Here is a 16,239-nt window from a genome sequence, read left to right on the forward strand (position 1 = left end):
TCAACACACTTGGTTTCTTTCGATGCAGTACGCGTATCCCCTGCTGGCCATTTTTATCTGGGCCGGCAACACCGTGGTCAACAAACTGGCCGTGGGCTCGATTTTCCCGTCGGAGATCGGTTTTTACCGCTGGCTGCTGGCGGCGCTACTGTTCACGCCGTTCATGCTCAAGCCGGTGATCGCTCACTGGGCGCAGATCCGCCCGAATCTGGGCAAGATCGTCATCCTCGGCGTGCTGGGCATGGCCGTGTACCAAAGCCTGGCGTATTACGCCGCCTCCCTGACCACCGCCACCAACATGGGCATCATCCTGTCGCTGATGCCGTTGATGGCCCTGACAGCAGCGATCATCAGCCTCGGCCAACGCCTGACCTTCGGCGCACTCACCGGGGCTGTGCTGTCGTTTGCCTGTGTGGTCGTGGTGGTGTCGTCCGGCAGCCTGGGCGCGCTGTTGCAACACGGGGTCAACCTGGGCGACGCCATGATGCTGGTCGCCACCCTGGCCTACGCGGTCTACAGCACCTTGCTGAAAAAATGGCAGCTGCGCCTGCCGCCGTTGGTGTTGCTGTATTTGCAGATACTGGTGGCGGTGGTGGTGTTGTTTCCGCTGTTCCTGTTCTCGGCCAAAACCGGCCTGAGCTGGGCAAATATCCCACTGGTGCTGTACGCGTGTTTACTGGCGTCGATGCTCGCGCCGTTGGCGTGGATGCACTCGGTGAAGACCTTGGGACCAAGCCGTACCACGCTGTTTTTCAACCTGCTGCCGTTGATTACCGCGTTGATTGCGGCGGTGGTATTGAAGGAGGAGCTGGCGTTGTATCACCTGGTGGGCGGTTTGCTGACCTTGGGCGGGGTAGTCTTGTCGGAGCGCTGGACCACACCGGTGCGCCGCCTGGCTTAAACACCCGCCGCTTTCAAGCGCCGGGCATGCTCCACAAACAATCGGATCGGCTCGGCGCCCTTGCCCACCAGCCCCATGGACTGATTGACGATATCAAAATGGTCCAGGGCAAAATCATCACCAATCACCGTGCCCAGGTGTGAGCTGTAGCGCCCGACCATGCCATCACACTGGCCCTTTTCCCGCACAAAGCTGCGGGCGAACAAGCGGCAACTGCGGTGGGTACCATCAAACAAATTACGGCCCCGATCCGTGATGCCCGGCTGCAACGTGCCGGACCACGAGTAATAGCGCACGCCGTTGACCACCTCCGCACCCTGCCCGCCCCATGTCTCGGGTAAGCCTTGGGGATAACGGCGATTGAACAAAGCCACACCTTCACTGGTGAGGGAATGGTGAGACGCCTGCAGATCCGCTTTAAAGCGCGGCCCGCGATAACCGGTTTCCAGCACACCCATCACCCAGGCGACCAGGTGAAACAGTGCGCTCATGATCCGGCCCTTGGCGCCGTCGATGGGGTAATGGAGGTGGATATGGTCCGCCAGCTCAGAACCGTGGTTCGGCCCCGCCACCGAAGTCACCGACGCCACCCAATCCGGGCGCAGGGCTGCTGCATAGCGCGCAGTCAGTGAGCCTTGGCTATGGCCGATCAAGTTGACCTTTTCCGCCCCAGTCTCGCGGCGTATGCGCTCGATCTGCACCAGCAGTTGCTCGCCACGCACCTCGCTGGAGTCCAGCGGTGCCACCTGTATCGGGAATACCTGAGCCCCACCAGCCCGCAAAGCCGGGACGATGCCATACCAGTAGGGAAAAAACCCGATGCGCACAAATCCGAGCATGCCGGGCACCAATACCAGGGGATAGCGTGTGGCCAACGACTGTGACATGAAGCGAATATCCTCGCAGCGCGTTTGATGCAATGCAGCCTAGCCCAGTTGCAAGTCGGGCTCGTGACGCGCGAGGTAAATCCGATAAAACTTTTTGCGCTGCCCGGCACTCACAACTTGGAGCGATCACGCCGACAGAGCGTGGCGTAACCCGGATTAGCCCCAGGAGATTGAGATGACTGAAGCAAACTTGACCGACGTTGCGACCCTGCGCAGCCGCGCCCGCCAGAACGTCGAAAACGGTGCCGTGACCGAAGGCTACGACGCCGACCGCGAAGAAATTATCCGCCTGCTCAACGCGTCGCTGGCTACCGAGCTGGTGTGCGTGCTGCGCTACAAGCGCCACTACTTCATGGCCAGCGGCGTTAAAGCAGCCGTCGCTGCAGAGGAATTTCTGGAGCACGCCACCCAGGAAGCCGAACATGCCGACAAACTGGCCGAGCGCATCGTGCAGCTGGGCGGCGAGCCGGAGTTCAACCCCGATCTGTTGTCGAAGAACTCCCACGCGCAGTACGTGGCCGGTAACAGCTTGAAGGAAATGGTCTACGAAGACCTGGTCGCCGAGCGCATCGCGGTGGACAGCTACCGCGAGATCATCCAGTACATCGGCGACAAAGACCCGACCACTCGCCGCCTGTTTGAGGAGATCCTCGCTCAGGAAGAAGAGCATGCGGACGATATGGCCGACATCCTCGAAAGTCTTTAAATAGCGTAAATCCCATGTGGGAGGGGGCTTGCGCCCGATAGCGGTGATTCAGTCTCAGAGGTACTGACTGACATACCGTTATCGGGGGCAAGCCCCCTCCCACATTTGGTTAGCCTTTAACGGTCTTCGGCGCCTTGCCTTCTTTCATCTGCTGCAGCAGCGGCGCGCACTCATTGGGCTCGCCACCACTTGGGGCGACCAACGCAAGCAAGCCGGCAGCAGGACCAGCGATCACGCCCAGCGCCACCATGCCCGCGCCGCGCAGGGCTAATGGAATGGCCTTGACCCCTGCATTCGGCTTGATAAAAGGCCCGTTCACATACAGCGGCGAGCGCAGGGAGAAGAGACGGAAGCCTTTGGATTCCGGGGTGACCGTCAGGTCCAACTGCTCAGTCGCCATGTTCGCGGTGCCATCGATGTAGATGATGGCGTTCTCGGTATCGAACACAAACAGCCGCGTAGTCGCCAAGCCGGTCTTGATGCCGAAGTCCGCGGCGGCACAGTTAATCTTCACTTCCTTATCGCCGAACAAGCGGCCCACCACGTAGTTGCCCACGTTGAGCCCGGCGATTTCCATCAGGCCACGGCTGATGGCGCCGTCGTTGATCAGCATCTTCAGGTCACCATTGGAGCTGCCCAGCAGCGCCGCCACGGAGTTACCTCGCCCGGCAATATCGGCATCGCCGTTGAGTTCACCGAAGCTGGTTTTCATCGGCTCGAAGCTCGGGAACAGTTGCTTGAGCTTGAAATTGCGCGCGGTCAATTTGGCGCGACCTTCCATCGGTGTGATGCGGCCATTCAGGCGAATCTGCGCATCGAGCTTGCCACCAGCGACGCCGAAACGCAGTGGCTCCAGGCTCAGCTCGCCGTCGTTGAGCACCAGATGGGTATAAAGATCGGTAAAGGGTAATTCGGCACTGTGCACGATACGTTTACCGGTGAATTCCACATCGGCATCCATGTCGCGCCAGCGTTCGGTGCGGAACTCTTCCACCGGCAGCACTTTGGTCGCCGGCTGTTTGCTTTCGCCGCCACGGGCCTTTTGCTTGGCGTTGGAGTCGGCGCCGATCAAGGGTGCAAGGTCAGTCATCAGCAACTGGTTGGACACCAGCGCGCCGCTGAGCTTGGGCCGTGGCTGGCTGGCGACGTAGGCGAGGTTGCCGTGAATGTCGCTGTTGCCGATCTTGCCGTTGAAGTTGTCGTAGCGGAAGGACGCGCCGCTGGCATCGTGCAGCTTGGCGATCAAGTGACCGTCGGTGGCGTAGGCCGGCGAGTCCGGCAGAGTGACGCCGGTCAGTGGATACAGGTTGCCCAGGCTGCTGCCGGACAGCTTAAGGCGCAGGTCAAGAGCGCCGAGGTTGAGCGGGTCGGTCAGGGTGCCAGCCAGGGCGATGTTGGTGTCAGCGATCTTGACTTGGGCCTGTAGCGGGAACGGCTTGGCCGCATCCTGCAGGGCCAGCAGGCCGCCGATCTTGCCGGTGCCGTCGAGCTTCTGGCCGTGGTACTGGCCTTTGACCTTGAGGGCGAACGCATAGTCCTGGGGCGCCGAGCCTTTCTCCAGAGCCTTCTTGGCATCGGCATCGCCGACGATTTCACCGAAGGGAATCGGTTTGCCCAAGGGGTCAATGATCACGTCGAGCTGGGTCTTGAGGGTCTGGTCATCCAGCGTCACGTGGCCTTTGTCAAAGCCGATGGCACCGATGTCCACCACCCAGTTGGAGGGTTCGGCATTGGGGTCTTTAGGGTCGAACGTGAAGGTCCAGTTGGCGCGACCATCAGCCAGGCGCTGTAACTCTGCACTCGGTTCGGTGAGATCGATACGCGGGATAACCACACGCTGTGCCAGCAGAGCCAGGGGCGAAATACGCAGCTCGACTTTCTTCAACGAAACCATCTGCGGTTTTTTCGACCAGTCCGGGTTACCTAGGGTCAAGTCTTCGGCAATCACATGAGGCCACGGTACCCAGGCACGCCAGCCGCCTTCATCGGGCTCTCGCTGCCACACCACGGCGAGGTTGCCGTTGATGGCAAACGGGCGATGCAGTTCTTCGGAGACTTTGGCATTGAGGGGCGGTTTGATGCGATTCCAGTCAAAAAACACCAGGACCAGGACTGCAACGGCGATTAACAGAACGAAGCTGGCGCAGCTCCAAGCGACGATTTTACGAGTGCGCGTCATTGCACAGGACTCCTCAACACGAATAGCTGAAATACAGCTCATAAGAGTACGACTGGCAAACCGTCCGGGGGTTTAACCCAGTGGTCAATTTAGTCGCAAAAAGCCATTTTCCTGATCGATCAGACAAATCCAATCATCAACGGCGCACCATTGTTACCCAGGTTCGTGTCGAAAATACCCACCACGGTGCAAAACCGCGTGCTTGAGAGGTCCGGTCTAGAGCCTCTGCGAGGAACAATCAATTCTGTTGATTATTACCATTGTGTTTATGAACTTTTATATCGACATATCGAGAGTAGCATTAGCCCTGTACCCACTTTATCGCCCTCCCAAGGAGCAACCATCATGAAACGCCAAGTACTCGCTACCGTCCTGTTGTCCATCATGGCTTCCAGCGCCTTTGCCCTGCCAGCCGCCGAACAAGTGACCCCACAAGTCAAAGCCGACGCCGTGCACGCCAGCCAAACTCTGGCCCGCAGCGGTTCGCAAGAAGAAGATAGCCGTGACTACGCCAAAGGCGCTGTTGCAGAAAACGGTTCGGATCAGATCAGCAAACGCGCTCACGCCGAAGGCCTGACCGAAAACGGTCGCGATCGCCTGCAAGAGAAAGGTCTGGTTGAAGACGGTGCCGATCAAATCAGCAAGCGCGCTTACACTGAAGGTGTTGCCGAAGACGGTTCTGATCGCCTGAAAGAACAAAACCAAGCACAGAGCTAACCCTGTGGTAGCCCAGAAAAAAGCCCGATCACCCGACCGGGCTTTTTGACTTTTTGTAGAACCTGTCACGCAACGCGCCCCCGCCAAGTTCGACGCCAACAGAGCTGTTTTGCTAGAGTGCGTCGCTGTACTTGCCGACAAAGCCCCCCGCCCATGCTGCCCCGCGCCGAACAGAAGCAACAGACCCGCCTTGCCTTGATGGACGCTGCCCGCCATCTGATGGAGTGTGGCCGTGGGTTTGGCAGCCTGAGCCTGCGTGAAGTAGCCAAGACGGCCGGCATCGTTCCCACTGGTTTCTATCGCCATTTTGCCGATATGGACCAGCTTGGACTTGTCTTGGTGAGTGAGGTCGGCCAGACCTTTCGCGCTACCATCCGCCTGGTGCGCCACAACGAATTCGTGATGGGCGGCATTATCGACGCCTCGGTGCGGATCTTTCTCGATGTGGTCTCAGCCAACCGTTCGCAATTCTTGTTCCTGGCCCGCGAGCAATACGGTGGCTGCCTGGCCGTGCGCCAAGCCATCAGCGCCCTGCGCGAAGACATCACCCGCGACCTGGCGGCGGACCTGACGCAAATGCCCAAGTTGCAGCACCTGGACCCCGATGGCCTGCACGTGATGGCGGACCTTATCGTCAAAAGCGTGTTTGCCACCCTGCCCGATATCATCGACCCGCCGGCTCATGCGTTGCCGGCTCACCTCACGCCCCAGGCGAAAATCACCCAGCAACTGCGCTTTATCTTCATCGGCCTCAAGCATTGGCAGGGCTTGGGCAGTACCGAGTAAACCGGTCACCCGGCCGAATGGAAACGCTTGGCGGTGGTGTAGTTTTTGCTCCAATAGCGATTGCTCAGTGAATCGATACGCACCGTCTTACCGGTTCGGGGTGAGTGAATGAATTTGCCCTCGCCTATATAGAGGCCGACATGGCTGACCTGACCGCGCCCATTACCTTTGAAAAACACGGCATCCCCAGGTTTCAGCGCATGACGCTTGATCGTCATCGCATCTGAACGGTGCATTGCCGCCGTGGTGCGGGGTATACGGATATTGGCCTGGGTCTTGAACAGATAAACCAGAAAGCTACTGCAGTCGAACCCCTGCTCTACCGTGCTCCCTCCCCACTTATAGGGTGTGCCCAGCAACTCATGGGCGCGGTCGATCACATCGTTGATGGACGGTTTGGACGGCAAGGCCTGTAGGGCTTGCAGGGGAGTGCTGGCCGCGATCGGAGCCACCGCACGCTTTTGGACATTGGCCGAAGATGAGGGCGTAACCAGATAAAGACTGAACACGAATAAACACAAAATTGATCGAAACATGATGGAACCCGTCGTGAATGTTTAGCACGCGGCGAATCCTAAAGATCCTGCGCGTAAGCCGACGAACTCCAAATCCTCAATTCCCGTAGGACTAATCCGAAAACACCCAGAAACGAAAAGGACGAAAGGAACTTCATACACGCCGCATCGCCCTCGACGCCAAAATGCCCCTCTTTGGCGCTATAAACGTGTCAACGCACCAATTTGAAACACTCCCACCAAGCACTAACGCCCTATTCGGTAGCACTCCCCCGCGTACCGACAGAGATTTCCTACATCAACCCGTGATTGGCAAGCCACTTGCTCTAGCTGTTTCATCGCTCATAGCTGGAAGCTTCCTGATGCTGGTGATCCACCGCCGAATCGCCCCCCAAGCCCTCTGGGCCGCTGAGTTGCTGCTCACTTTCGAAGCGCGCAGCAAGAGCCGCCTGCGCTGTTTCAGTACTGACGGCGAAGACGTTGGCCTGTTCCTGGAGCGCGGCCAGCCGCCGTTGCACGATGGCGAATGCCTACAGGCTGAAGACGGACGTGTCGTACGTGTATGCGCACGGCCTGAACAACTGCTGCACGTCACCTGCGCCAATGCCTTTGAACTGACACGCGCGGCCTATCACCTCGGCAACCGCCATGTGGCGTTGCAGGTTGGGGATGGCTGGCTACGCCTGCTCGACGACTACGTGCTCAAGGCCATGCTTGAACAGCTGGGCGCCACCACGCAGACCCTCGAAGCGCCATTCCAGCCGGAGCACGGCGCCTATGGCGGTGGCCATCATCATTCGCGCCATGGCGATGAAGACTTCAACTATCCGCCCAAGCTGCACCAGTTCGGCGTGCGTTTATGAACCCAGCCTGGGCGTTGCTGCGTCTGGCCAGTCCGCAATTGCCGATTGGCGGCTACAGCTATTCCCAAGGGCTGGAAATGGCCGTGGAGAACGGCCGCGTGAAGGATGCGGCCAGCGCCCGCCGTTGGATCAGCGACCAGTTGCTGCTGAACTTGGCACGTTTCGAAGCACCGTTGCTGCTCGCCCATTGCCGCGCCGCTGCCGCCGAGGATTGGCCGACACTCTCGCAACTGTGCGAAGAGCACCAAGCCAGCCGCGAGACCCGCGAGCTGTATCAAGAGAGCCGACAGATGGGCTACTCCCTGCAACAACTGCTCAACGGTCTGCCGGAACTGGACAGCCAGGCCCACACCTTTCTTGAGCAACGCAGCGAACCTCATCTGGCTCTGGGCTGGGCCCTGGCCGCACGCGCCTGGACCATCAACCCCGACGACGCCCTCGCCGCCTGGCTGTGGAGCTGGTTGGAAAACCAATTGGCGGTGCTGATGAAAACCCTGCCCTTGGGCCAACAAGCCGCCCAGCGCCTGACCAGTGAACTGCTGCCGCTGCTGCAACAAGCCCAGCAGGACGCGGGCCGCGTCGACCCCCACCATTTCGGCAGCGCAGCGTTCGGCCTGTCACTGGCGTGCATGGCCCACGAGCGCCAGTACAGCCGCCTGTTCCGTTCCTAGGAGCTCTTTATTTTGGAGAAGCAAATGAACACACAACCCCTGCGCGTCGGCATCGGCGGCCCGGTCGGCTCCGGCAAAACCGCCCTGACCCTTGCCCTGTGCCTCGCGCTGCGCGACCGCTACAACCTGGCAGTGGTCACCAACGACATCTACACCCGCGAAGACGCCGACTTCTTGGTACGTAACGAGGCCTTGGCGCCCGAACGCATCATCGGCGTGGAAACCGGCGGCTGCCCGCACACGGCCATCCGAGAAGACGCCTCGATCAACCTGGAAGCGGTGGACCAACTCAACCGTCGCTTCCCCGGCCTGGACCTGATCCTGGTGGAGTCCGGCGGCGATAACCTGTCGGCCACGTTCAGCCCGGAGTTGTCAGACCTGACCATCTACGTGATCGATGTCTCCGCTGGCGACAAACTGCCGCGCAAAGGCGGCCCAGGTATCTGCAAGTCAGACCTGCTGGTGATCAACAAGATCGACCTGGCGCCCTTGGTCGGCGCCTCGCTGGAGCTGATGAACAGCGACACCCAGCGCATGCGCAACGGCAAACCCTTTGTGTTCAGTAACCAGAAAACCGGCGTCGGCCTGGACGAGATCGTCGCTTTTATCGAGCGCCAGGGCCTGCTGACCACTGCCGCCTGATCAACCCATAAGGAACCTGTTTATGAGCCTCAACAAACTCTTCGCCGCCGCCGCTCTGCTGCTCGCTCCGGCCCTGGCTTTCGCTCACCCCGGCCACGGCGACAATGGCCTGATGGCCGGTATCAGCCACCCACTGGGCGGCCTTGATCACCTGCTGGCCATGGTTGCAGTCGGCCTGTGGGCAGCCCAGCAAAAAGGCGCCGCCCGTTGGGCCCTGCCGTGCACCTTCGTCGGCACCATGTTGATCGGCGGCGTGCTGGGTTTTGAAGGGCTGGCATTACCCGCGCTGGAAAGCGGGATTGCCGCGTCGGTGCTGGCGCTGGGCCTGGCAGTGGCGCTGGCGGTGCGTCCACCACTGTTCATGGCTGTGGGCGCTACGGCGTTGTTTGCGCTGTTCCACGGGGTGGCGCATGGCCTGGAGCTGCCGGACATGTCCAGCCCTTGGACGTATGCGGCCGGTTTTGTCGGGGCAACTGCTGCGTTGCACGCTGCCGGCTATGCCGTGGTGCGGTTTCTGCCTGCGGCGGCGGCCCCGTTGGTGCGGGTTGCCGGTGCTGCTTCAGCGGCGACCGGGGTTTGGCTGCTCGCGGGCTGAGTTGCGGGGCTATTGAGGGCCTCATCGGCCCCCTCCACATTTTGATGCGTGAACACCTTCAAAGGTGGGTGGGGGCTTGCCCCCGATAGCGCTGGCACAGACACCACAGAACGCAAGCCTGCTACCATGCGCGCCTACACCCCTGCCGTGACGACGCCAGCCAATGCCCATCGCTTCCCAGCCCACGTTGAATTCTGTGCTCACCCACTTCCATACCTTGATCGTGCCGCTCTGGCAGGGCCCGGGCTGGAATGCCGAGTTGGCGTTGCCCTATGAGGCGCTGGATGCCGATCATCGGCCTTTGCCGCCGCAACGCTACCGCGCCATGGCCTGTGCTCGACAGCTGTACCTGTTCGCCAGTCTGATCGGCGAGCCCGGTGCTGCCTTTGCCGAAGAACGTGCCGCCGCGTTGTTCCGTTCCCTGCAACGGCACTTCCACGACGCCGAATACGGCGGCTGGTTCTACAGCGTCGACCCCGCCGGGCAGCCGCTGGACAAGCGCAAAGACCTCTACACCCACGCCTTCATCATCTTCGCCTGCGCCCATTACTGGGCCAAAGTGCGCGAGCCGCTGGTGGAATCGGTGCTCAATGCCGCCCTTGAAGTGGTCGCCGAGCGTTTCGCCACGGGCGATGGCCTGTATGAAGCGGTACTTGAGCGTAACTGGTCTTCCCTCAAGTCCGGCCCCCTGCAAAATCCCTTGATGCACCTGGCCGAGGGCTTCCTCGCCACCCTCGCCGTGCGTGAAGACGCCGACGTACAAGCGGCCCTGCTGGGCTTGGCGACGGCCATGCAGCAGCGCTTCATCGACCGCCAGCATGGCGTGATGATGGAAAAACCGCTGGGTGCTGTGGATAACTGGTTTGAGCCAGGGCATCAATTCGAGTGGTTCTTTTTACTGGAGTCGTCGCCCGCCTTACGCGGCACGCCGTTGCATGCCTCACTGACCCGGGCGTTTACCTACGCCGAGCAAAAGGGTGTGGATCCGTTAAGCGGCGCGGTCAGCGGCATGCTTGCCCTCGATGGCAGCGTGCGTGACGCCACCCAGCGTATCTGGGCCCAGGCCGAATACCTGCGGGCACTGACCTTGCGGCCCGACAGCGAAGCGGTGCTGCAACGCCAATTGCTGGCACTGCAACAGCATTTCCTGCATGAGAAAGGCTGGCACGAATGCCTGGATGCCAACGGCGCGGTGAGCCGACGGGATATGCCGTCGACCACGCCTTATCATCTGGCGACCTGCTATCAGGGCCTCACGCAATCCATTTACGGTCGCCCGTAAAACTGATCGTTAACCAGCGCGCCGCATCCGGCGTGCCGAGCCCTGTGGATATCTCTTCGCGCAACCTATCCAGGGTGGCGACGTTATCCACCGGGTAATCCGCCGGCAGCACCACGTGAATCTCGATAAACCGCGCCCGCCCGTGCTTTTGCACGTAGGACACGTAGTCGTCGAAACCATGCCTGGCGCGGACCGCATCCATGACTTCGCGAACCTTGTCGTCCAAATGGTCGGGGGCAATCCCCAGCACCTCGCGTAACGCTGGGCGCAGGATCTTGAAGGCCGGCGCCAGCATGCTCAGGGCCAGCAGGATCAGGATCAAGGGGTCGACATACACCGCCCACTCGCCATAGCCCTGGGACTTGAGCAACAGCGCGGCCAGAAAGCTGATCAGCAAGCCCACCGACAGCATCGCGTCCACCAGCCAACTGATGTTATCGAACTGGATCAACGACGATTTGAGCGCGCGGTTGCGGTAGCGCACATAGAAGAAGTAGGCGAACTCAACGACGGTGAACACCGCCGCGTAGATGATCACCAGGCCCAACTCGATCTCGCGCCCGCCATTGATCATGCCGAACACACCGTTGAGGAATGCATAGATGGCGATCAACAGCAGAAAGCTGCCTTCGATCAGCAGCACCAACGGCTCCAGGTGCCAGTAGCCGAACTGGAAGCGCGCGTTGCTTTTCTTGGCGATCAACTTGGCCGTGATCAGCATCAACACCTTGATGGCGGTGGCGATCAGCGAGAAAAAGCCGTCGAACAGAATAGATTGGGCGCCGGATATCACACCCGTGACAATGCCGGCGATCGCTACCGCGAACATCAGAATCGTCGATTGTTTGAGCAGTGCCTGCTCACCTCGGTTACTCACATTTCCTCCCGTCAAAACCTTTGAACCGCACGATGCGGTGGGGTTTTCAGGAGTGGAGTGTACCTTATGGCCTGTTTTGGCCGATTTGACGCCATCGGGAGCGAACCCACTCCCACATGGGATTGGGTTCCCACGTTCCGACTTGTGAACACAGTCAAGTGTGAGAGGGGCTTGCTCCCGATGGCAGCGACGCGGTTTAAAGCCTTACTTACCGCCCCGCTCAATCGCAAACCCGGCCCAGGTCTGGCTCACCGGCATCAGCTCCAGGCGGTTGATGTTGACGTGCGCCGGCGTGTTCATCACCCAGAAGATGGTGTCGGCAATGTCCTGCGGCTGGATCGGCTCAGCGCCGGCATAGGTCGCGTCATAACGCGCCTGATCACCGCCGAAGCGCACTAGCGAGAATTCACTCTCACACAGGCCTGGCTCGATGTTCGTCACGCGCACGCCGGTGCCTTGCAGATCGCAACGCAAGTTCAGGGAGAACTGCTTCACAAACGCCTTGGAGCCGCCGTACACGTGGCTGCCAGGGTACGGGTAGTTACCGGCGATGGAACCGAGGTTGATGATGCCGGCGCCACGGCCGTGGGCGATCAAGCGCGGCAGCAGCAGGTTGGTGGTGGTCAGCAGGCCCTTGATGTTGGTATCGACCATGGTCTCCCAATCGTCGAGGCTGCACTTGGGCGCAGGATCAGTGCCCACGGCCAGGCCCGCGTTGTTGATCAGGCCACGCAGTTTGGCGAACGACGGCGGCAGACTGGCGATGGCGTCTTCCATGCCCTTGCGGTCACGCACGTCCACGACCAGGCCGTGCACTTCGGTCTGCTTGGAAAGCTCTTCAACCAAGGCATTCAAACGCTCGGCGCGGCGGCCAGTGAGCACCAGTTTCCAACCGGCTTCAGCAAAACGACGGGCGCAGGCTTCGCCAAAACCTGAAGTTGCGCCAGTAATAAACAGCGTGTCGGACATGGTGTTCTCCTTGCGGGCATCGGGAAAAAAACAGCCAGCAGAATGCCCTTACACCGCCGTCGCGGCAACCGCTAAGCACACCCTTTCATGTAAAGCTGATCACTTTTTGATCATATCAAGCAAAGCCTTATGAACCGTGGCCTGCAGCCATATGCGCGCAGGTTATCCACAGCTGCGCCCACAGTCTTTGGGGGCAAGTACAAAATACCGAAAGCCTCTGTGTACAAGGCCTGCAGGCGGTTTTAGAAAGTTTTTTGCTTGACCTTAGCGAGGTCGTATGTAGGCCCATCGACAGAGTGGAAATCCGGACGATGGCTCCAGGCCAGTCATTCCGGCCTCTGCGGAGGTCTTTCCAGAGTTTAATCACAGACTTATCCACAGGCTGAAGAGTCATATTTCGGTCATATACCTGTGTCTTTAAACAGGTTGACAAACCCCTTGGCCGGTCGCCAAAAAGCCGCTGATCAAAAAACAACCACCACGCTGTAAGCCACGGTTTTAAAGGCGTTCAGGCAGGTACTCCCACGTTACCCACAGCCGGTTCCACAGTGGATGGGGACAAGTCAAAAGCGTGACAAAACAGGTATTTGCGGCGGCTATATGTCGCGCTTTGGAGGGGGGCTGGATTTGTTTTCCACAATTTGGGATCGGCCTTATGAACACCGCAAAACAAATGTGGGAGCGGGCTTGCTCGCGAAAGCGGTGGGTCAGTTCCAGTCTACTGACTGATACACCGCATTCGCGAGCAAGCCCGCTCCCACAGGGGGTTTGCGTCAGGCTTTAGATCAGTGCCCGCCGAGGTAGGCGTTGCGCACTTCCTCGTTCACCAGCAGCTCCTTGCCGGTGCCTGTGAGGCGAATCTCACCGTTGACCATCACATACGCCCGGTCCGACAAGCGCAGTGCGTGGTTAGCGTTCTGCTCCACCAGGAAGATGGTCATCCCGGTGGCTGCCAGCTCGCGCAGGGTGGAAAAGATCTGCTTCACCACAATCGGCGCCAACCCCAGGCTCGGCTCATCCAACAGCAACAGCTTGGGCCGGCTCATCAGCGCGCGTGCGATGGCAAGCATTTGCTGCTCACCACCGGACATGGTCATGGCTCGCTGGTTGCGCCTTTCCTTGAGCCGGGGGAACAGCTCGAACATGCGCTGCATGTCTTCCTGAGCATATTTGTCGCCAATGGGGATAGTGCCCATCAGCAGGTTTTCCTCGACAGTCATGTCGGGGAACACCCGCCGCCCTTCAGGCGACTGCGCGATGCCGTTGGAGGCGATGTAGTGGGACGACTTGTGGGTAATGTCGACACCGTTGTAGATGATCTGCCCCGACTCAGCCCGTGGCTGGCCGAAGATCGACATCAGCAGCGTGGACTTACCCGCGCCGTTGGAGCCGATCAGGCTGACGGTTTCGCCTTCGTTGATGTGCAGCGAGACTTTCTTCAGGGCCTGGATCGGACCGTAGAACACGTCCAAGTCCTTCATTTCGAGGATAGGTGCACTCATACCAGCTCCTCTTCGTCTGCGCCCAGGTAGGCGGCAATCACTTTAGGGTCGTTGCGGATCGCTTCCGGCCCGCCCTCGGCGATCACGTTGCCGTGGTCCAGCACCACGATGTGGTCGGAAATACTCATCACCATGCCCATGTCGTGTTCGATCAGCACCACCGTAAGGTCGTGTTCGTCGCGCAGCAGGCGAATCATCGCGCTGAGGGCTTCGGTTTCCTGGGGGTTCAGGCCCGCTGCCGGTTCGTCCAGGCAGATGATCTGCGGCCGGGTGCACATGGCGCGGGCGATTTCCAGGCGGCGCTGTTGGCCGTAGGAAAGCTCACCGGCCAGGCGGTTGGCGCAGTCCACCAGGTCGACAACTTCCAGCCAGTAGAACGCGTGGTCGAGCGCATCGCTTTCGGCCTTGCGGTAGCCCTTGGTGTTAAGGATGCCTGCGAGCATGTTGCGGTTGACCCACATATGCTGGGCCACCAGCAGGTTTTCCAACACCGACATTTCCTTGAACAGGCGAATGTTCTGGAAGGTCCGCGCCAAACCGGCACGGTTGACCAGGTGGGTGCCGCCGAACATTTTGTAGTACACGCGGCTGAGGAAGCTTTTCGGCGACACAAAGTCGACGGCCTTGAAGCGCTCGCCCAGCAGTTGGATCACGTTGGTCTGTTTGCCACGAATGTTCAGTTCGATCTTGCCGCCGCTGGCTTTGTAAAAACCGGTGAGGCAGTTGAATACCGTGGTTTTGCCGGCGCCGTTAGGGCCGATCAGGGCAAAGATCGAGTTGCGTTCGACCTTGAGGCTCACATCGCTCAAGGCCTTGATGCCACCGAAGTGCATCATCAGGTGTTCCACGGAGAGGACGACTTCCTTGCTCATGGCGCCACTCCTTTACGTGGGGTCACACCGGTACGGCTGATGCGGATCAAACCGCGCGGTCGCCAGATCATCATCACCACCATCAACACACCAAACAGCAGCACGCGATATTCGCTGAAGCTGCGTAGCAATTCAGGCGCCACGGTCAACACGAAGGCCGCGATGACCACCCCGACCGTCGAGCCCATGCCGCCCAAGACCACGATGGCCAGGATCAGCGCCGACTCGAAGAAGGTGAACGACGACGGGTTGACGAAGCCCTGGTAGCTGGCAAAGAACACCCCGGCCAAACCCGCAGTAGATGCGCCGATGGTGAATGCCGAAAGCTTGACCAGCACGTGGTTCAGGCCCATGGAACGGCAAGCGATCTCATCTTCACGCAAGGCTTCCCAGGCGCGGCCAACCGGCATGCGGGTCAGGCGGTGCTTGATGTACAGCACGGCCAGCACCACCAGGAACAGCACGATGTAGATGAACATGAACTTGATGTTGGGGTTGTAATCGAGGCCGAAGAATTCGTGGAACGGAATCCCACCCTCCTTCGCCTTGCGCCCGAACTCCAGGCCGAGGAAGGTCGGTGAAGGCACCGGCATACCGTTCGGGCCACCGGTGAACGACAGCCAGTTATTGAGCACCAGACGGATGATTTCACCGAAGCCCAGAGTCACGATGGCCAGGTAGTCCCCGTGCATTCGCAATACCGGAAACCCGAGTATGCACCCCGCCAGTGCCGCCGCGATGGCGGCCAGGGGCAGCACGCTCCAGAAGCCCAGGCCGAGGTACTGATAACCCAATGCCAGACCGTAGGCACCGATGGCGTAGAACGCCACGTAACCCAGGTCGAGCAAGCCGGCCAGGCCAACCACGATGTTCAGGCCGAGGCCGAGCAACACGTAGATCAGCCCGAGGATCACCACGGTCAGCAGGTACTTGTTGGCGAAGATCGGGAACACGATGGCGATCACGATCAGTGCCGGAATGATCCAGCGCAGCCGCGACTTGTAGTCCGGTGGCAGTACATGCACGCCGGAGCCACTGCTCTCGAAGCCCTGCAGAATCTTCACGCCCTTGGGGGTTTGCAGGAACAGGCTGAGGGCAAAGCGCCCGGCCATCACGATGGCGACCAGGATGGCCACGCGCGCAGGTTCCAGGTTGAAGCTGTAGCCGTCGAGGACCACGCCGACGATCGGACCGAACACGATCAGCGAAATCAGCCCGGCAAGGATCGTATCGACGACACTTTTCTTGATATCGATAGGTTTGGCAGCAGACATG

General features: G+C 60.0%; 17 protein-coding genes. 9 read left to right on the forward strand and 8 right to left on the reverse strand.

What is annotated here, in order from left to right; translation table 11 throughout:
• The first annotated feature begins 22 nt into the window (after positions 1–22).
• Positions 23–901, forward strand: coding sequence for a DMT family transporter (locus G9Q84_RS21815; protein ID WP_181644086.1), 879 nt, complete (start codon positions 23–25; stop codon positions 899–901).
• Here the strand turns inward: G9Q84_RS21815 and G9Q84_RS21820 are convergent.
• Entirely contained in the window at positions 898–1,788 is an 891-nt protein-coding gene (locus G9Q84_RS21820; RefSeq protein WP_122764184.1) for an esterase/lipase family protein, read from the reverse strand. The genes G9Q84_RS21815 and G9Q84_RS21820 overlap by 4 nt on opposite strands.
• Before the next feature lie 175 nt (positions 1,789–1,963).
• Here G9Q84_RS21820 and G9Q84_RS21825 point away from each other — a divergent pair, with 175 nt between their 5' ends.
• Complete coding sequence (locus tag G9Q84_RS21825) at positions 1,964–2,494, forward strand: ferritin-like domain-containing protein (RefSeq protein ID WP_032890557.1); 531 nt, start codon at positions 1,964–1,966, stop codon at positions 2,492–2,494.
• 109 nt (positions 2,495–2,603) lie between these two features.
• On the opposite strand, the gene G9Q84_RS21830 is transcribed toward G9Q84_RS21825, so the two are convergent.
• Positions 2,604–4,673, reverse strand: a complete 2,070-nt coding sequence (locus tag G9Q84_RS21830) for an AsmA family protein (protein ID WP_032890555.1) — start codon at positions 4,671–4,673, stop codon at positions 2,604–2,606.
• A gap of 345 nt (positions 4,674–5,018) precedes the next feature.
• On the opposite strand from G9Q84_RS21830, the gene G9Q84_RS21835 reads away from it, so the two are divergent.
• Together G9Q84_RS21835 and G9Q84_RS21840 are read left to right on the forward strand one after the other, a co-directional pair.
• Positions 5,019–5,390 (forward strand): hypothetical protein, encoded by a 372-nt coding sequence (locus tag G9Q84_RS21835; RefSeq protein WP_032890553.1) that lies wholly within the window; start codon positions 5,019–5,021, stop codon positions 5,388–5,390.
• A 153-nt stretch (positions 5,391–5,543) separates the two neighbouring features.
• Positions 5,544–6,176 (forward strand): TetR family transcriptional regulator, encoded by a 633-nt coding sequence (locus tag G9Q84_RS21840; protein ID WP_032890551.1) that lies wholly within the window; start codon positions 5,544–5,546, stop codon positions 6,174–6,176.
• Between the two features lie 5 nt (positions 6,177–6,181).
• Here G9Q84_RS21840 and G9Q84_RS21845 read toward each other — a convergent pair whose 3' ends face one another.
• The gene (locus G9Q84_RS21845) at positions 6,182–6,712 is read right to left on the reverse strand and encodes a C40 family peptidase (protein WP_032890549.1); all 531 of its coding nucleotides are present in this window, start codon (positions 6,710–6,712) and stop codon (positions 6,182–6,184) included.
• Positions 6,713–7,053: 341 nt separating this feature from the next.
• Between G9Q84_RS21845 and ureE the strand changes: the two genes are divergently transcribed.
• The 5 genes from ureE (at position 7,054) to G9Q84_RS21870 (ending at position 10,744) form a co-directional block, all read left to right on the forward strand.
• Positions 7,054–7,554, forward strand: coding sequence for an urease accessory protein UreE (gene ureE / locus G9Q84_RS21850; protein ID WP_032890547.1), 501 nt, complete (start codon positions 7,054–7,056; stop codon positions 7,552–7,554).
• Positions 7,551–8,225 (forward strand): urease accessory protein UreF, encoded by a 675-nt coding sequence (locus tag G9Q84_RS21855; RefSeq protein WP_181644087.1) that lies wholly within the window; start codon positions 7,551–7,553, stop codon positions 8,223–8,225. Before ureE ends, G9Q84_RS21855 begins: the two co-directional genes overlap by 4 nt.
• Before the next feature lie 24 nt (positions 8,226–8,249).
• Complete coding sequence (ureG, locus tag G9Q84_RS21860; RefSeq protein WP_032890544.1) at positions 8,250–8,867, forward strand: urease accessory protein UreG; 618 nt, start codon at positions 8,250–8,252, stop codon at positions 8,865–8,867.
• A gap of 22 nt (positions 8,868–8,889) precedes the next feature.
• On the forward strand, positions 8,890–9,462 hold the full coding sequence (locus G9Q84_RS21865; protein WP_095186053.1) for a HupE/UreJ family protein: 573 nt from the start codon (positions 8,890–8,892) through the stop codon (positions 9,460–9,462).
• A 163-nt stretch (positions 9,463–9,625) separates the two neighbouring features.
• A complete protein-coding gene (locus G9Q84_RS21870) occupies positions 9,626–10,744 on the forward strand; it encodes an AGE family epimerase/isomerase (RefSeq protein ID WP_095186054.1) in 1,119 nt (372 codons plus the stop codon).
• Here the strand turns inward: G9Q84_RS21870 and G9Q84_RS21875 are convergent.
• The 5 genes from G9Q84_RS21875 to livM all read right to left on the reverse strand — a co-directional run bounded on the left by G9Q84_RS21875 (position 10,716) and on the right by livM (position 16,238).
• The gene (locus G9Q84_RS21875; protein WP_095186055.1) at positions 10,716–11,621 is read right to left on the reverse strand and encodes a cation diffusion facilitator family transporter; all 906 of its coding nucleotides are present in this window, start codon (positions 11,619–11,621) and stop codon (positions 10,716–10,718) included. The genes G9Q84_RS21870 and G9Q84_RS21875 overlap by 29 nt on opposite strands.
• A gap of 204 nt (positions 11,622–11,825) precedes the next feature.
• Positions 11,826–12,590, reverse strand: coding sequence for an SDR family oxidoreductase (locus G9Q84_RS21880; RefSeq protein WP_032890536.1), 765 nt, complete (start codon positions 12,588–12,590; stop codon positions 11,826–11,828).
• 785 nt (positions 12,591–13,375) lie between these two features.
• A complete protein-coding gene (locus G9Q84_RS21885; protein WP_032890534.1) occupies positions 13,376–14,092 on the reverse strand; it encodes an ABC transporter ATP-binding protein in 717 nt (238 codons plus the stop codon).
• Positions 14,089–14,964 carry an ABC transporter ATP-binding protein gene (locus tag G9Q84_RS21890; protein ID WP_027607703.1) on the reverse strand — a complete coding sequence of 292 codons (876 nt, stop codon included), beginning with the start codon at positions 14,962–14,964 and terminating at the stop codon, positions 14,089–14,091. The genes G9Q84_RS21885 and G9Q84_RS21890 overlap by 4 nt, the downstream gene beginning before the upstream one ends.
• A complete protein-coding gene (gene livM / locus G9Q84_RS21895) occupies positions 14,961–16,238 on the reverse strand; it encodes a high-affinity branched-chain amino acid ABC transporter permease LivM (protein ID WP_032890532.1) in 1,278 nt (425 codons plus the stop codon). Before livM ends, G9Q84_RS21890 begins: the two co-directional genes overlap by 4 nt.
• Position 16,239: the final 1 nt, after the last annotated feature.

The organism is Pseudomonas sivasensis (assembly GCF_013778505.1).
GTDB lineage: Bacteria > Pseudomonadota > Gammaproteobacteria > Pseudomonadales > Pseudomonadaceae > Aquipseudomonas > Aquipseudomonas sivasensis.

What these genes read in the sequence shown, in the direction of transcription:
- G9Q84_RS21865 (WP_095186053.1), top strand. Translation starts at nt 8,890, where the DNA reads ATGAGCCTCAACAAACTCTTCGCCGCCGCCGCTCTGCTGCTCGCTCCG.
- livM (WP_032890532.1), bottom strand. Translation starts at nt 16,238, where the DNA reads ATGTCTGCTGCCAAACCTATCGATATCAAGAAAAGTGTCGTCGATACG.
- G9Q84_RS21880 (WP_032890536.1), bottom strand. Translation starts at nt 12,590, where the DNA reads ATGTCCGACACGCTGTTTATTACTGGCGCAACTTCAGGTTTTGGCGAA.
- G9Q84_RS21845 (WP_032890549.1), bottom strand. Translation starts at nt 6,712, where the DNA reads ATGTTTCGATCAATTTTGTGTTTATTCGTGTTCAGTCTTTATCTGGTT.
- G9Q84_RS21835 (WP_032890553.1), top strand. Translation starts at nt 5,019, where the DNA reads ATGAAACGCCAAGTACTCGCTACCGTCCTGTTGTCCATCATGGCTTCC.
- ureG (WP_032890544.1), top strand. Translation starts at nt 8,250, where the DNA reads ATGAACACACAACCCCTGCGCGTCGGCATCGGCGGCCCGGTCGGCTCC.
- G9Q84_RS21870 (WP_095186054.1), top strand. Translation starts at nt 9,626, where the DNA reads ATGCCCATCGCTTCCCAGCCCACGTTGAATTCTGTGCTCACCCACTTC.
- G9Q84_RS21885 (WP_032890534.1), bottom strand. Translation starts at nt 14,092, where the DNA reads ATGAGTGCACCTATCCTCGAAATGAAGGACTTGGACGTGTTCTACGGT.
- G9Q84_RS21855 (WP_181644087.1), top strand. Translation starts at nt 7,551, where the DNA reads ATGAACCCAGCCTGGGCGTTGCTGCGTCTGGCCAGTCCGCAATTGCCG.
- G9Q84_RS21890 (WP_027607703.1), bottom strand. Translation starts at nt 14,964, where the DNA reads ATGAGCAAGGAAGTCGTCCTCTCCGTGGAACACCTGATGATGCACTTC.
- G9Q84_RS21830 (WP_032890555.1), bottom strand. Translation starts at nt 4,673, where the DNA reads ATGACGCGCACTCGTAAAATCGTCGCTTGGAGCTGCGCCAGCTTCGTT.
- G9Q84_RS21840 (WP_032890551.1), top strand. Translation starts at nt 5,544, where the DNA reads ATGCTGCCCCGCGCCGAACAGAAGCAACAGACCCGCCTTGCCTTGATG.
- G9Q84_RS21825 (WP_032890557.1), top strand. Translation starts at nt 1,964, where the DNA reads ATGACTGAAGCAAACTTGACCGACGTTGCGACCCTGCGCAGCCGCGCC.
- ureE (WP_032890547.1), top strand. Translation starts at nt 7,054, where the DNA reads ATGCTGGTGATCCACCGCCGAATCGCCCCCCAAGCCCTCTGGGCCGCT.
- G9Q84_RS21820 (WP_122764184.1), bottom strand. Translation starts at nt 1,788, where the DNA reads ATGTCACAGTCGTTGGCCACACGCTATCCCCTGGTATTGGTGCCCGGC.
- G9Q84_RS21815 (WP_181644086.1), top strand. Translation starts at nt 23, where the DNA reads ATGCAGTACGCGTATCCCCTGCTGGCCATTTTTATCTGGGCCGGCAAC.